Annotated in this window: 16 protein-coding genes and 2 tRNA genes; 6 read left to right on the top strand and 12 right to left on the bottom strand. The window is 30.4% G+C overall.

Annotated elements, in window-relative coordinates; translation table 11 throughout:
• Positions 1-216: 216 nt before the first annotated feature.
• A complete protein-coding gene (locus tag BLT88_RS08220) occupies positions 217-1,047 on the top strand; it encodes a prohibitin family protein (protein WP_036786544.1) in 831 nt (276 codons plus the stop codon).
• Between the two features lie 239 nt (positions 1,048-1,286).
• Here BLT88_RS08220 and BLT88_RS08215 read toward each other — a convergent pair whose 3' ends face one another.
• From BLT88_RS08215 to BLT88_RS08205, 3 genes are all read right to left on the bottom strand, one after another.
• Entirely contained in the window at positions 1,287-2,090 is an 804-nt protein-coding gene (locus BLT88_RS08215; protein ID WP_036786542.1) for a carboxypeptidase-like regulatory domain-containing protein, read from the bottom strand.
• Between the two features lie 75 nt (positions 2,091-2,165).
• Positions 2,166-2,249 (bottom strand) — tRNA-Leu (locus tag BLT88_RS08210).
• Positions 2,250-2,300: 51 nt separating this feature from the next.
• Positions 2,301-2,373, bottom strand: a tRNA-Lys gene (locus BLT88_RS08205).
• A gap of 94 nt (positions 2,374-2,467) precedes the next feature.
• Between BLT88_RS08205 and BLT88_RS08200 the strand changes: the two genes are divergently transcribed.
• On the top strand, positions 2,468-2,983 hold the full coding sequence (locus tag BLT88_RS08200) for a shikimate kinase (protein WP_036786540.1): 516 nt from the start codon (positions 2,468-2,470) through the stop codon (positions 2,981-2,983).
• Here the strand turns inward: BLT88_RS08200 and BLT88_RS08195 are convergent.
• Together BLT88_RS08195 and BLT88_RS08190 are read right to left on the bottom strand one after the other, a co-directional pair.
• On the bottom strand, positions 2,975-3,478 hold the full coding sequence (locus tag BLT88_RS08195; protein ID WP_091954127.1) for a phosphoribosyltransferase family protein: 504 nt from the start codon (positions 3,476-3,478) through the stop codon (positions 2,975-2,977). The two genes, BLT88_RS08200 and BLT88_RS08195, sit on opposite strands and share 9 nt — an antisense overlap.
• A complete protein-coding gene (locus BLT88_RS08190; RefSeq protein ID WP_036786536.1) occupies positions 3,475-3,864 on the bottom strand; it encodes an RNA-binding S4 domain-containing protein in 390 nt (129 codons plus the stop codon). The genes BLT88_RS08195 and BLT88_RS08190 overlap by 4 nt, the downstream gene beginning before the upstream one ends.
• A 79-nt stretch (positions 3,865-3,943) precedes the next feature.
• On the opposite strand from BLT88_RS08190, the gene BLT88_RS08185 reads away from it, so the two are divergent.
• Positions 3,944-4,816, top strand: coding sequence for an FKBP-type peptidyl-prolyl cis-trans isomerase (locus BLT88_RS08185; RefSeq protein WP_091954125.1), 873 nt, complete (start codon positions 3,944-3,946; stop codon positions 4,814-4,816).
• A gap of 76 nt (positions 4,817-4,892) precedes the next feature.
• Here BLT88_RS08185 and BLT88_RS08180 read toward each other — a convergent pair whose 3' ends face one another.
• From BLT88_RS08180 to smpB, 4 genes are all read right to left on the bottom strand, one after another.
• A complete protein-coding gene (locus BLT88_RS08180; RefSeq protein WP_091954123.1) occupies positions 4,893-5,492 on the bottom strand; it encodes a porin family protein in 600 nt (199 codons plus the stop codon).
• Positions 5,493-5,543: 51 nt separating this feature from the next.
• A complete protein-coding gene (locus tag BLT88_RS08175; RefSeq protein ID WP_036786529.1) occupies positions 5,544-6,497 on the bottom strand; it encodes a transketolase family protein in 954 nt (317 codons plus the stop codon).
• A gap of 147 nt (positions 6,498-6,644) precedes the next feature.
• A complete protein-coding gene (locus tag BLT88_RS08170) occupies positions 6,645-7,223 on the bottom strand; it encodes a Maf family nucleotide pyrophosphatase (protein ID WP_091954122.1) in 579 nt (192 codons plus the stop codon).
• A 10-nt stretch (positions 7,224-7,233) separates the two neighbouring features.
• Entirely contained in the window at positions 7,234-7,701 is a 468-nt protein-coding gene (gene smpB / locus BLT88_RS08165; RefSeq protein ID WP_036786525.1) for an SsrA-binding protein SmpB, read from the bottom strand.
• Between the two features lie 105 nt (positions 7,702-7,806).
• On the opposite strand from smpB, the gene BLT88_RS08160 reads away from it, so the two are divergent.
• Positions 7,807-8,535 carry a DUF6503 family protein gene (locus BLT88_RS08160; RefSeq protein WP_036786523.1) on the top strand — a complete coding sequence of 243 codons (729 nt, stop codon included), beginning with the start codon at positions 7,807-7,809 and terminating at the stop codon, positions 8,533-8,535.
• A 116-nt stretch (positions 8,536-8,651) separates the two neighbouring features.
• Here the strand turns inward: BLT88_RS08160 and BLT88_RS08155 are convergent, their stop codons facing one another.
• Both BLT88_RS08155 and clpB read right to left on the bottom strand, forming a co-directional pair.
• Positions 8,652-9,152 (bottom strand): histidine phosphatase family protein, encoded by a 501-nt coding sequence (locus BLT88_RS08155; protein ID WP_091954120.1) that lies wholly within the window; start codon positions 9,150-9,152, stop codon positions 8,652-8,654.
• An 86-nt stretch (positions 9,153-9,238) separates the two neighbouring features.
• Positions 9,239-11,845 (bottom strand): ATP-dependent chaperone ClpB, encoded by a 2,607-nt coding sequence (clpB, locus tag BLT88_RS08150; RefSeq protein WP_091954118.1) that lies wholly within the window; start codon positions 11,843-11,845, stop codon positions 9,239-9,241.
• Positions 11,846-12,028: 183 nt separating this feature from the next.
• Here clpB and ytxJ point away from each other — a divergent pair, with 183 nt between their 5' ends.
• Positions 12,029-12,421, top strand: a complete 393-nt coding sequence (gene ytxJ, locus BLT88_RS08145; protein WP_091954117.1) for a bacillithiol system redox-active protein YtxJ — start codon at positions 12,029-12,031, stop codon at positions 12,419-12,421.
• A gap of 59 nt (positions 12,422-12,480) precedes the next feature.
• Positions 12,481-14,031: a DEAD/DEAH box helicase gene (locus BLT88_RS08140; protein ID WP_091954115.1), complete on the top strand. Its 1,551-nt coding sequence runs from the start codon at positions 12,481-12,483 to the stop codon at positions 14,029-14,031.
• A gap of 132 nt (positions 14,032-14,163) precedes the next feature.
• On the opposite strand, the gene fahA is transcribed toward BLT88_RS08140, so the two are convergent.
• Complete coding sequence (gene fahA / locus BLT88_RS08135) at positions 14,164-15,441, bottom strand: fumarylacetoacetase (protein ID WP_036786505.1); 1,278 nt, start codon at positions 15,439-15,441, stop codon at positions 14,164-14,166.
• Between the last annotated feature and the right edge of the window lie 142 nt (positions 15,442-15,583).

Here is a 15,583-nt window from a genome sequence, read left to right as displayed (position 1 = left end):
TGAATCTAATATTTTAAAAGTGTATTTAAAGATGCTTTAGAAACCTATTTTTGAAAAAAAAAGACTGAATTATAAAATGAATTTGGTGAAGTTTAAAAGATTATTTTTATTTAAGTCCTATCACTTTATAAATTTAAGTTTCTAAAGATTCTTAGTATATAGATTGTGTTTAAAGAACTTATATCGTAAATTTGATCATAATTAAAAACATATAAAATGGCAAATAATCAAATGGAATTAAATTTACCAAAAGGAGGCATCTTTTTTGTTGTAATAATTGTAGCAGTAATAATTTTATTTTCAAAATCTACGATAACTATTGGTCCTGGAGAAGGAGGAGTTATTTTTGAATCTTTAGGAAGTGGTATAAATACTGAAAGAACGTATGGAGAAGGATTTCATATTGTAGCTCCTTGGAATAGAATGATTGTAAGAAAAGTTCGTCAACAATCTATTTCAGATGAAATGAATGTGCTTTCCGTAAATGGGTTAGAAGTTAAAGTAAATGGTACAATTTGGTATGAACCAGAGTTTAAAAATTTGGGATTACTAATTAAAACGAAAGGAGAAGATTATGAGCGTGAATTGCTAGACCCTGCAATTAATGCAGCAGCAAGAAGTGTTGTTGGACGTTATACACCAGAACAATTATATTCGAGTAAAAGAGATGTAATTGAGCAAGAAATTTTAGATGAAATTCAAATAGTTTTAAAAAATCAATATTTGTTGGTTACACGAGTACTAGTAGAAGATGTTAAATTACCAACCACTATTAGAACAGCAATTGAAACTAAGTTAAAACAAGAGCAAGAATCTTTGGAATACGAGTTTAGAATTGCGAAAGCAGAGAAAGAAGCAAAAAGACAAGAAATTGATGCGGAGGGTAAAGCGATAGCAAATAAAATTTTAAGTGCATCTCTAACCGATAAAATTTTACAAGAAAAAGGAATTGAAGCTACTTTAGAGCTTTCTAAATCTCCGAATAGTAAAGTAATTATTATTGGTTCTGGGAAATCTGGAATGCCAATTATATTAGGAAATCAATAAAAAATTATTTCTTATGATAACATAAAAATCCAGTTAAAAGCTGGATTTTTTATTGTTTTATATTCATATATGTAGTTATTTTTTACTATTTCTACAAAGTGCAAGCACTTTCTAACTTTATATCATAAAAGTAAAATGAAAATTCGTTAGGACGGCCGTGCTATAAACAAAAAGGAGATCTTTAAAAAGGATAGAGGTTCCTAAATTCTATAAATGCCAACGACAAACAATTGACTTAATTAGTTTTTTACCGGAATTTTATTACGTTCTATTTTGCCTTTCTTGAGTGCTTTGTAATTTTCATAACAATCTAATACAGCTTCAATCATTTGTAAATCAGACGCTTTTTTAATAAAGTAATCTGAGTAACTGCAATCAACAAGTAAGTCTGTTAATTCTTGTCTATCCATATCTAGATATTCCATCATAACTTCTCTATCAAATTTACCGGCTAACATTTTACGTAAATTATCTTCTTTTTTTAGCTTTTGAAGCTTTCTTAACTGTTTAGGTTTTTTCCCAAAAAGATTATATAAGAAATCAATAGGTTGAAATAAAGCAGCAATAGGAGAGGAGAAGTTTTTACTTTTCGGATTCCCAACTTCATACGTTTGTGGCAAACCGTTAATATGGATTCTGGTAAATCTGTCTTTTGGTACTTGTTTAATGTCTATCTCTAAAACTCCAATTAACTTGGTTGACTTTATAATAACTTCTTTAATTTCTTCAGGCTTTTCATACAGTGCAATTTCTAGCTCATTGCCTTTCAGTAAATCATTTGTAATTTTTAATTTAATTGAAGAAAACCCTAAATAAGAAACTAAAATGGTGTCATTTGTTTTTGTAGGTAGTTCAAAAAAACCTTTTTCATTCGTAATGGTTCCTTTTACCGTGTTCAAATTTAAAACATGAGCAGCACTTAAAGGGTACTTGCTTAAAGCGTGTATAATTTGACCTTTTAAGGTTTTAGATTGGATAGAATCTTTTTGCGAAAATGCGCTTAAACTTAAAAATAAACACAGAATAAATAGGTTCTTTTGCATAATGGCTAATTTAAGAATAAAACGGTATAGAAAGGTTAATATTTTGTGAAGAAGTCATTTTTAATTCTATAAAAGTGCGCGTAACTGGAGTCGAACCAGCACGTTCTTGCGAACACAAACCCCTCAAGCTTGCACGTCTACCAATTCCGCCATACGCGCTTTTTAAGAACTAAAATAAAAAAGTTAAGCAATGAGCTTAACTTTTTATTGTGACCGGGCTGGGGCTCGAACCCAGGACCCTCTCCTTAAAAGGGAGATGCTCTACCAACTGAGCTACCAGGTCTTAATTTAAGAGTGGTGCAAATATACTATCAAACATTGTAATTTGAAATATAAAATCGAATAATTTTTAAGATATTTGCTTAAAATATAAAAAAGTGAAAATAGTTTTATTAGGGTATATGGCTTCTGGGAAATCTAGCGTTGGAAAAAGACTTTCTAAGAAGTTGTCTATGAGGTTTATAGATTTAGATGATTACATTATTGAAAAAGAACACATGTCTATTCAGGATGTTTTTAAAAATAAGGGTGAAATCTACTTTCGCCGAATTGAAAGCAAATATTTAAGTGAAATTCTGTCGATAAATGATGATTTCATACTTTCTTTAGGTGGAGGGACACCTTGTTATGGAAATAACATGGAAGAAATCAATAAAAGTGATGTAATTTCTGTTTATTTACAAGGAAGTATTCCAACTATAATTAAAAGACTAATTAAAAAGAAAAGCAAAAGACCGCTAATTGCTTTTTTAGGAGATGATAAAATTCCTGAGTTTGTCGCTAAACATATTTTTGAAAGACGTCCTTTTTATGAGCAGGCTAAAATGACTATTAAAATTGATGATAAATCTAAAAAGGAAATTACGGCGGAATTAGAGAAAATATTAAATTAAATAGGCTGTAGCTTCCTTATCTAAAAAATCAATCTGGATGTGTTCTTTGATTGAAGTTGATAATGAAATTCCTTTAAAATCTGCCTTAACAGGATATTTTTTATGATTTCTATTCACTAAAACTGCAGTTTTAAATCTTTTTAAAGGAACATCTAAAAAGTGCTTTACGCCATAGATTAATGTAGTTCCAGAATTTAAAACATCATCCACCAGGACTAATGATTTGTTTTTGTAATCTTTAACTTCTAATGAAGTTGAAACTGGTTCTAATGGTTTCTTCTTATTAATATTTACTTGGCATATAGTTGCCTTTAGAGTAGAAATTTCTTGAATAATTTCCACTAGTTTTTTAGCAAAAATATAACCATTTCCCACAATACCAGCAATAACTACTTCTTTTTCATTGCTATTGCTCTCGTAAATCTGGTAGGCGATTCTTTTAATTTTTTGGTTTACTTGAACCGTATTTAATATGATGTTACTTTCTACTGTCATAAGTTTTCTTCTGTATCTTCTGTCTCCTCCTGATATCCTTCTATATCTCGTCTATCTTTTTTAGTAGGTCTTCCAGTACCTTTTTTTCGGTAATAATCTTTAGAATATTTTAAAAGTTCATTCTTTTCAAATTCTTCTTTTGGTGTAATATCCTTTCTGTAAATATCTACTAATTTTGCCCCAACTCTGCTCTCTGGTAAATCTAAAACTTTTATTTGATAATTAATTTGATTTTTTCTAACTAAAATCAATTCACTTCCAAAAATTTCTTTGGAGGGTTTTATATTCTTATTTTCAATTTTAACTTGTCCTTTTTTACAAGCTGTAGTTGCTATACTCCTCGTTTTAAAAAATCGGATGCACCATAAGTATTTATCAATTCTCATAAAAAAAGTTAAAAATTAAAGTTTGTCTTTTTACAAAGGTATAAAAATGGTAAATTGCGAGCACAAATTTTGATAATAAATGAATAAAATAAAAAACATAGTAGCTTTTATAGTTTTTACTCTAATTATTTATGCTTGCGGTACCTCGTCTACTGGAGTTGTTGATGATTTTGATTACGAAGCGCAAGCTTTAATGGATAATGATACTTTAGTGAAATTTTTAAAAAATCATTATTTTGATACTTCTGTTGATTCGGTAAAAACTTTAGTTTCTGGAGAGACTGCGCTTTATGATGATTCTAAGTTAAAGTCGATGAGTGTTACAGATTTTGAAGTAGATTATACTTTATATTATTATACTAATAGAATAGGTAGTCCGAGCATAGATAAAGGATTCCCAACAGTAATGGATTCTGTGTTTGTAAAATATTTTGGTCAAAGAATCGTTAATACTGATAGTATTAGTAACTCTTTTGATAATAATAATGGTATTTGGTTTACACTTAATAGCGTGATTAGAGGCTGGACTTTTGGATACACAAAATTCAAAGGAGGAGATAATATAACGGATAATGGTCCAATTACTTACGAAAATGGAGGAAATGGAATTTTATTTATTCCTTCCGGTTTGGCATATTCTAATCAAGGTAAAGGTCCTATTTTAGCAAATGAATCTGTCTTTTTCTATATAAATTTATTTGACTTTGTGCAAGATACAGATCATGATAATGACGGTATCCCTTCAATTAATGAAGATGTAGATGGTAATGGCGATCCTAGAGATGATGATACAGATAAAGATGGGGTTCCAAATTACTCTGATATTGATGATGATGGAGACGGGGTATTAACAAAAGATGAGGATGCTAATGGAGATGGAAACCCAGCAAATGATTTTAGCGATTCTAATAATCCAACATTGGCAGATTATTTAAATCCAGATATTAAATAAATAAATTTAATTCTTACTAAAAAACAAAAAATGCTCTTGAGAAATCAAGAGCATTTTTTAATGAAAGAAGTTTTTGTTATAATTTATAGGACAAACCAATAATAATTTGATTGATTCTAGTATCAAAATTTCGTTCTATTGCACCTGCAAGAAAGGTAGACTCAATTCCAGAAAAAGCTCTTTCCCATCTTAGATCTATTCCTAACTTGCCAAATTCAACTCCCCCACCAAATTGAAGCCCCATTGTAAAGCCATCAGCATCGACAGTAGAAATATCACTAATTTCAAAATTAGAAGCTAAAATATATTGAAAAGATGGCCCAATAAAAACATTGCCAATTCCAAAAATTTTCTTTCCTAATAAAATAGGAATGTCTATTTTTTGAAACGAATATGAAGTAGTTTTGGCTGCAAATTTATAAAACACTTCATTTTCTAAATTTGTATACACCAATTCTGGTCTAACATAAAAACCAAGAATAGGTAATTTAAAACGTAACCAAACTCCTGCATGATAACCAGTTTTACTTTTTGCGCCAGAGAAAACGTCAGATTGAACCTCTTTAATTGAATTTGAGTTATAGTTTAAACCTCCTTTAACACCAAAATCTAATTGAGCATTCGACGCCTGACTTAATCCTAAAGTCAAACACAATATTAAAATTATTTTTTTCATAATTTAAGTTTTATCGATTTCTATTTTACACTTTTTAAAATGAAAACGTTCTTATTTTCTCGAAATTACTTTTTTTACAGCTTTTAAAACTGCTGCCGCATCTAAACCATATTTCGCCATTAATTGAGCTGGAGTTCCAGATTCTCCAAAAGTATCATTAGTAGCAACAAATTCTTGTGGAGTTGGATTGTTTAAAGCTAAGGTTCTAGAAACACTTTCTCCTAAACCACCTAGCTTATTATGTTCTTCAGCGGTAACAATACAACCTGTTTTTGCAACAGACTTTAAGATAATTTCTTCATCTAAAGGTTTAATTGTATGAATGTTTATAACGTCAACAGAAATTCCTTCAGCCTCTAATTGTTCAGCTGCTTGCAAAGATTCCCAAACTAAATGACCAGTTGCAACGATAGTTACATCTGTTCCTTCTGTTAATTGAATTCCTTTTCCAATTTCAAATTTTGCATCTTCTGGCATAAATACAGGAACTTTTGGGCGTCCAAAGCGCAAGTATACTGGTCCGTCGAAATCTGCAATTGCTATAGTAGCTGCTTTTGTTTGATTATAATCACAAGGATTTATGACAGTCATTCCTGGTAACATTTTCATCAAACCAATATCTTCTAAAATTTGGTGTGTTGCTCCGTCTTCTCCTAAAGTAACACCTGCATGTGAAGCACAAATTTTTACATTTTTTCCAGAGTATGCAACGGATTGGCGTATTTGATCATAAACTCTACCAGTGGAAAAGTTGGCAAACGTTCCTGTAAAAGGTATTTTACCTCCAATGGTTAAACCAGCAGCAATACCAATCATATTTGCTTCTGCAATTCCAATTTGGAAAAACCTTTCTGGATTTTCTTTAATAAATTGATCCATTTTTAAAGAACCAATTAAATCTGCACATAGAGCAACTACGTTTGGATTTGTTCTTCCTAATTCAGTTAAACCATCACCAAAACCAGAACGTGTATCTTTTTTCTCTGTGTATGTATATTTTTTCATTGTAAACTTGTTGTGTTGTAAAATTTGCGTAAAAATAAACTTTTATTTCCCTTTAAAGAAGAGAAAAGCGAGATTAGAAAAAAGACTTTTTAACATAATGTGAGGAAGTCCAAGATTTAAATTTTTTAAACTAAATATGATGAGAAATTACAAGTTCATCAATTCTTTATAAAGTTTATAAACAGGCAATCCTACTACATTAAAATAACTTCCTTCTATGTTATTAATACCTATAAGGCCAATCCATTCCTGAATTCCGTAGGCACCAGCTTTGTCAAAAGGTTTATAGTTTTTTATGTAATAATTAATTTCTTCATCAGTAATATTGTTAAAAGAAACAATGGTTGTATCGCTAATTATCTTTTGAAAATATTTACTTTTAATACTTATTGAAGTAATTACTTCATGTTTTTTTCCTGATAAAGCGCTTAACATGCTAAATGCATCTGCTGCATTTTTTGGTTTACCTAAAGCTTTACCATCCAGCCAAACAATAGTATCAGAAGTAATTAATAAATCGTTTTCTGATAAGTTTGTAAATGCCTTTGATTTTAAATCAGCCAAAAAATCAGTGATTTCGCAACCTTTTAACTCTTTTGGATATACTTCTGCAACTTCTTTCAGTTCAATTGTAAAATCAATATTCAAATCTTTAAAGAATTCCTGTCTTCTTGGAGAGCCAGAAGCTAAAATTATATTATAATCTTTTAATTTTTCTCTTAACATCAGGAATTAATTACGAATTGAAACTCTTTTTAATCCTGGCTAAATCCCTTTTGTTATCTCGGTCTTTAAGAACTTCACGCTTATCGTGCGTTTGCTTCCCTTTAGCTAATGCAATTTCTAATTTAGCAAAACCTCTATCATTTATAAACAAACGTAAAGGAACAATCGTATTTCCTTTGGCTTCAACATCTTTTCGTAAACTTCTTAATTCGCGTTTATTTAAAAGCAATCTACGTTCACTTTTTGGTTTGTGATTAAAATGATGACCAAACATATATTCTTGGATATACATATTCACAATAAACAATTCTCCACGTTCATTAAATTCACAAAAACTTTCTGTAATTCTAGCCTGACTTAATCTTATTGATTTAATTTCTGTTCCCGTTAATTGAATTCCAGCAACTAATTTGTCTAGAATTTCAAATTCAAAACGTGCTTTTTTATTCTGTATATTTATCTTTTTCTGAACAGTCATTGACTGATTTAGTTTTAAAATTATTTTTACAAATATACATTTTTGGTTAAGATAAAGAAGTGTAATATTGTACTTCAACTATTGAATAACTTAAAAAAACACAGAATGAAATACTTCTATATACTTTTAGCACTTTTCATTATTTCATGCAAGGCTTCAAAAAAGGAGTATACTGCTCAGGACATCATAGATAATTGTATCATAAATTCGGGAGCAAATAAGGTTTCTAACGCTAATATTGCCTTTAAATTTAGAGATAAAAAATATAGTGCAAAAAGAAACAAGGGACTTTTTAATTTAACTAGAAGTTTTGATTCGATTAAGGATATTTTAAGTAATAATAATTTTACAAGATTCGCTGAAGGAGTGGAGATTAAGGTTGCAGATTCAATGGCTTTAAAGTATGCTAATTCCGTTAATTCTGTGCATTATTTTTCCGTACTTCCTTTTGGACTGGATGATAAAGCGGTTCATGCAAAACGTTTGCCTTCATCAACAATAAAAGGGAAAGAATATTACAAAGTTGAAATCACATTTTCTGAAGATGGAGGAGGAGAAGACTTTGAAGATGTATTTATTTACTGGATTGGTAAAGAGGATTTTTTAATTGATTACTTAGCGTACGCTTATCATACAAATGGAGGAGGGAAACGGTTTAGAGCTTTAAAGGAGCAAAGCAATAAAAAAGGAATTCGTTTTGTAGATTATGATAATTATAAACCATTAAATAACTCAATTTCCTTAATTGATATTGATCAAGCTTTTGAAGAAAATCAGCTTAAAAAAGTTTCTGAGATTATTTTGGAAGATATTAAAGTTGATATTTTAAACTAAAGTTGTTAGCTGTGGTAATTTTTGGAGAATGAAAAATTTTTATCTAATAATTTTATAAAAAGTATTTTGATACAAATTTGATATAAAAATAAATTTCACACAATTTCTAAAATACGTTATTCAACTTTCTCTATTTTACTCATTTTTTTACCGTCAGTAATAGTTACAATGTATAGACTAGCATTGTCATGATCATCCATGTTTTTATGCTTTTCTTCTCCTAAAATGTTATTTACAAAAGTTGGAGTTGTATTGCTATGACCCACAACTAAAACTGTTTTTCCTGCTGTATTATTTTGAAATATTGAATCGTACATATCTCTTGGGTCATAATTATTAATGGCTAATTGTTTGCTTTTAGCCGTGGGTTCAGCGGTTTGCATTGTTCTGTGGTAATTTGTAGAGTAGATAGCATTTAAATTAATTTTTTCAAAATAATCAGCCCATCTTTCTGCTCTCTCTAAACCTTTTCTATTCAAATTTGGGTCTTTATTAGCTGCGTCTGTTCTGTCTTTTTCTGCATGCCTAATTAGATAATACGTAGTTTTAGTTTCTTCTGAGGTACAAGAAATTAATGAACTAAATATAAAAATAAATAGGATAAGGAATTTTTTCATGATAATATTTTTCACTCCAAATATACTAAAAAAGGAAAAGCGGTATTTTTGAAATACCGCTTTTAAGAATAACTAAATTTTTATGATTAATTCTGAACCAAATCTGACTGATTTCTAAAAACCAATTGATCATCAAAAGCATCTAAAAGAATAATACTATCTGTCGTTACTTTTCCCGATAAAATATCTTTTGAAAGTTGATTTAATACTTCCTTCTGAATCACTCTTTTTACGGGTCTAGCTCCAAACTCTGGTTGATATCCTTTTCTAGCCAAATATTCAATAGCCTCATCTGTGGCATCTATATAGATATCTTGTTTGCCAATCATTTTCTTTAAATGAGCTAATTGTAATTTAACTATTTCAAAAATATCACTTTTTGTAAGTGGTGTAAACATAATTATATCATCAATTCTATTTAAAAATTCTGGTCTTACGGATTGTTTTAACAATCCTAAAACTTCAACTTTTGCCAACTCAGTTATAGATTCTAGATCAGCTTTTGGATCACTAAATTTTTCCTGAATTATATGACTTCCCATATTTGAAGTCATAATAATAATGGTATTCTTAAAATCAGCTACACGTCCTTTGTTATCGGTTAATCTTCCTTCATCTAAAACTTGTAATAGTACATTAAAAGTGTCTGGATGTGCTTTTTCAATTTCATCTAAAAGCACCACAGAATAAGGTCTTCTTCTTACAGCTTCTGTTAATTGTCCGCCCTCATCAAAACCCACGTATCCCGGAGGAGCACCAATTAGCCTACTCACAGAATGGCGTTCTTGATATTCACTCATATCAATTCTTGTCATGGCATTTTCATCATCAAATAAATAAGAAGCTAAAGCTTTTGCTAATTCTGTCTTTCCAACTCCAGTTGTTCCTAAAAATAAGAAAGAACCAATTGGCTTGCTAGGGTTTTGTAATCCTGCTCTAGATCTTCTTACGGCATCAGAAACTGCAATAATTGCTTCTTCTTGTCCAACAACTCTTTTATGTAATTGATCTTCTAATTTTAATAATTTTTCACGTTCTGACTGAATCATTTTCGTCACAGGAACTCCTGTCCATTTTGCAACAACTTCAGCTATATCTTCATAAGTTACTTCTTCTTTTATTAAAGAACTTTCTGATTGGTTTTCTTGTAAATCTTTTTGCAGTTGTTCTAAATTTTCTTGTGCAGTTTTAATTTTACCATATCGTATCTCTGCAACTTTTCCATAATCACCGTCGCGCTCGGCCTTTTCTGCTTCAATTTTAAAATTTTCAATGACTAATTTTGCGTTTTGGATGTTATCTACAACTTCTTTCTCAGACTTCCATTTGGCACTCATTTCATTACGTTCCTCTTTCAAATTTGCTAAATCTGAACGTAAAGATTTTAATTTCACTTCGTCTTTTTCACGCTTAATGGCTTCAATTTCTATCTCTAACTGCATTACTTTTCTATCTAATACATCTAATTCTTCTGGTTTAGAATTGATTTCCATTCGAAGTTTTGCCATGGCTTCATCCATTAAGTCAATAGCTTTATCAGGTAAAAAACGATTGGAAATATAACGTTGAGATAATTCTACAGCGCCAATAATGGCCTCATCTTTAATACGAACTTTATGATGAGTTTCATATTTTTCTTTAATTCCTCTTAAAATAGAAATAGCGCTTTCAGTATCGGGCTCATTCACAATAATTTTCTGAAAACGTCTTTCTAAAGCTTTATCTTTTTCAAAGTGTTTTTGATATTCATCTAAAGTGGTTGCCCCAATTGCCCTTAATTCTCCACGAGCTAAAGCTGGCTTTAAAATGTTTGCCGCGTCCATTGCTCCTTGACCTCCTCCAGCACCAACAAGCGTATGAATCTCATCAATAAAGAGTACAATATCTCCAGCAGATATTGTTACTTCATTTATAACCGCTTTTAAACGTTCTTCAAATTCTCCTTTATATTTTGCACCAGCAATTAAGGCTCCCATATCTAAAGAGAAAATAAGCTTGTCTTTCAGGTTTTCTGGGACATCCCCATCTACAATTCTGTGCGCTAAACCTTCTGCAATCGCTGTTTTTCCTGTTCCAGGTTCCCCAACTAAAATTGGGTTATTTTTCGTTCTCCGTGATAAAATTTGTAATAATCTACGTATTTCTTCATCTCTACCAATTACAGGGTCTAATTTGCCATCTTCGGCTAATTTATTTAAGTTTTTGGCGTATTTATTTAAAGAATTATAGGTTTCTTCTTGGCTTTGAGAAGTAACTCTTTCACCTTTTCGTAATTCTTCAATGGCTGCTAGTAAATGTTTCTCTGTAACTCCTTGGTCTTTCAAAACTTGAGCAATATTACTTTTGGATTTAAAAATAGCTAAGATTAAATGTTCTATTGAAACATAATCATCTTTCATCTTTTTAGCAATGACAGCTGCTTCTGTTAAAGTTTTACCTGCTTCTCTGGAGATCATTAATTCTGCGCCAGAAACTTTAGGTAAACTTTCTAATTGTTTATCTAAAATTTGGTCAACAACAATACTATTAATGTTTAATTTCTTCAATAAAAAAGGTAATACATTTTTATCAACTTGAGTTAATGCTTTAAAAAAATGTTCATTTTCTATTTGATTATGGCTAAAACTTTGGGCAATTTGTTGCGCCATCTGTATGGTTTCTTGTGATTTTGTGGTGTAATTGTTCAAGTTCATTTTCTTTTGTTTTTTGATTCCCTTTTTCAAAGGATTTACAATTTAATTTTCATAATAAATGAATCAACTTTAATACCATCAACTAAAACGAAAAAAATAAAGTCATTTTGTCTTGTTAAATCTTGAGAAAACTGACTTTTTGACACATAAAAGTTTCATACATTTGCATTTATAAAAAAAAACATGGGCGTATTCAACAGTTTATTTGGTAGTAAAGAACCTCAAAAAGAAAAAGTATCTTATTTAAAATGGATACCATTGTCCTCTTTAGAGCAGCTAGATACAATAAAGAAACAATCTAAAACTGAATCTATACTTATTTTTAAACATTCCACTCGTTGTGGAATTAGTAAAATGGTTATCAAACAATTTGAAGGTTTGTTTCAAGAAAATCATCAGTACTTAAAAGTATATTATTTAGACTTGTTAAACTACAGGAATGTGTCTGATGAAGTAGGATATACCTTTCAAGTAATACATCAATCTCCTCAATTATTGGTTATTAAAAATGAAGTTTCCGTGCATGCTGTCTCGCATAATGATATTACTCAAATTAATTTAACAAGATTTATATAGTTTAAATTCGTGAAAAACCTATTTTAAGTCTTATTTTTGTATCTCAAATTTATATTCCTTTGGCAGAAATAAGCACTTCAGAAAAAAAAGTAGGTAAACAATTATACGGATATCAAAAAGACGCTCTTCAGGAAATCTTTAGAAGGTTTGAAGATGCTCCTCAAGATTATCATCTGTTATATCAGTTGCCAACTGGAGGTGGAAAAACAGTTATTTTTTCAGAAATTGTTAGGCGTTATTTAGAAAAGTTTAAAAAGAAGGTTTTAGTCTTAACACACAGAATAGAGTTGAGCAAACAAACGTCTAAAATGTTGGACGAGTTCGGTGTTAACAACAAAATCATAAACAGTACAGCAAAGTTAGATGACCAAGATGAATACAGTTGTTTTGTTGCAATGGTTGAGACTTTAAAGAATCGTTTAAATGATGAAAAACTAGATATTTCCGATATAGGTTTAGTCATTGTGGATGAGGCACATTACAATTCATTTACTAAAATTTTTAAGTTTTTTGATAAATCTTTCATATTAGGTGTTACAGCAACTCCATTAAGTTCTAATGTGAAATTGCCTATGTATGAGAACTATCAAGAGTTGTTTGTGGGAGAATCTATTCAGCATTTAATTGATAATGAATATTTAGCAAGTGCTAACCTATATTCATATAATGTAGGATTAACTTCTTTAGAAGTCGGTGCAAATGGCGATTATACGGTTAAATCATCAGAAGATTTGTATACTAATTCAGATATGCTTTCTAAATTGGTTTCTGCGTATGAAGAAACGGCAAAAGGAAAAAAGACTTTAATTTTTAATAATGGTATTAATACTTCTATTCAGGTGTATCACGCTTTTAAAAAAGCGGGTTACCCTATTGCTCATTTAGACAATACTAATACAAGAAAAGAACGCGATTTTATTTTAAAATGGTTTCATAAAACACCGAATGCCATTATCACTTCTGTAAGTATTTTAACAACTGGTTTTGATGAACCGAGTATTGAGGCTATTATTTTAAACAGAGCAACAAAATCTCTTACATTATATTATCAGATGATTGGTCGTGGTTCTAGAATATATAGTAAAAAGAATACTTTTGAAGTTATTGATTTAGGTAACAATTTTCACAGATTTGGACCTTGGGGTGCAGATTTAGATTGGCAAAAAATGTTTAGAGCTCCTGATTATTATCTAAATGCAATTCTTTCTGATGAGGATATTGAAAGTACTTTTAGATATGAATTACCAGCAGATGTTAAAAAAGAATTTGCCAATTCTCAGGATACATATTTTGACATGAAATTCGTTTACATAGATACCATTAGGGCTGGAGAATCCTCTAAAAGAGTTTTAGAGAAGTCGATAGAGCACCATGCAAAAATGTGTATTGAAAACAGTGAAGATGTATTTGATGCTTTAATTTTAGCTAAGAAACTGGGCGAGGAGATAGATGATAGAATAAATAGATATGCAAAATGTATTTCTAAAAGTACACACAACTTCGTTACTTGGTTAAAAGATGATTATCGAAAAAAGTTAAATGCCTTTTTACGTTCTAATTTTGATGAAGTCTATGAAGAGATTTTTGGGCACCCTCCAATAGAGGAATGATTAATAATATAAAACTCTTAATCTTTCGGGTTTTATGCCGTGCACAAAATAATTATTTTAGGTGCAAAAAAAACCTCACAAAAGTGAGGTTAAATAAGTAATATTTTTTAAAATTTTGGAAAGATAAGAATGTTATTTAGCAGGTAATACTTTACCAACACATTCACCAAATCCAATGCGTACTTTATCGTTTATGCAATGAGCACGCATAATGACGGTGTCATTATCATTTATAAATTTACGTTCTGTTCCGTCTTTTAATTTGATAGGATTTTGTCCTCTCCAAGTTAACTCTAACATAGAGCCATAACTATCTTTAGTCGGACCAGAAATAGTACCAGAACCCATCATATCTCCAGCTTCTATTGGACAACCGTTTACTGTATGATGCGCTAATTGTTGCGCCATTGTCCAATACATGTATTTAAAATTAGAATTTGCAACGACAGTTTCTTCTCCGTTCTCTGGTTGAATTCCTACTTGTAAATGAATATCATAACTTCCTTTTCCTTTTTGCTTTAAATAAGGTAAAGGTTCGTGAACTTGTTTAGGATTATCCACTCTAAATGGTTCTAAAGCGTCTAAAGTTACGATCCATGGAGAAATGGTAGAGGCGAAACTTTTTCCTAAAAACGGCCCTAAAGGCACGTATTCCCAAGCTTGAATGTCTCTAGCGGACCAGTCGTTAAATTGAACCAAACCAAAAATATATTCTTCAGCTTCTTCAATAGGAATTCTATCTCCTAAAGCATTTGCGTCCGTTGTAATAAAAGCCATTTCTAACTCAAAATCTAATAATGTAGTAGGGCCAAAACCTGGAGTTTTACTTCCTTCAGTTGGTCTTGTTTGGCCATAAGGTCTTCTAACAGGTGTTCCAGAAGGAATAATAGAAGAACTTCTACCGTGATATCCAATCGGAATGTGCAACCAATTTGGTAATAATGCATTTTCAGGATCTCTAAATAGAGAACCTACGTTCGTGGCGTGTTCTTTACTCGCATAGAAATCTGTATAATCACCAACAGCAACAGGTAATAACATTTCTACTTCATCCATTCTAAAGATAATTTTATCTTTATGATCTGCATTGTCTCTCAAATCCCCACTGGTAACATCAAAGACTTCAGCAATTCTATTTCGCACAAGTCGCCATGTTTTTCTACCATCTGCAATAAAATCATTTAAATTATCTTGTAAAAAAATATCATCTGTTAACGGAATACCTTTGAAATAGCCTAACTGATGAAAAGCTCCTAAATCTATAGCAAAATTTCCAATTCTACTGCCAATTGTAATAATATCATCTCTAGTAATAAAAACACCAAAAGGGATGTTTTGTATTGGAAAATCTGAGTCTTCATTAACTTTTAACCATGATTTTCTATTAGGATTATTTGCTGTTATAATCATTGTCTTTTTTTTTGTTTTTTCAAACCTACATAATTTTTTAGCATTTTTAAATAAAAAAATCATGAAAAAATGAATTTTAACAACACTTTATAGTCAATTTGAGAATAAGATGAAAAAGTTATTAAATTTTATAAAAACTTAT

Source organism: Polaribacter sp. Hel1_33_78, from assembly GCF_900106075.1.
In the GTDB taxonomy this organism is placed as follows: Bacteria; Bacteroidota; Bacteroidia; order Flavobacteriales; family Flavobacteriaceae; genus Polaribacter.
This window is presented reverse-complemented; position numbering and strand designations above follow the sequence as displayed.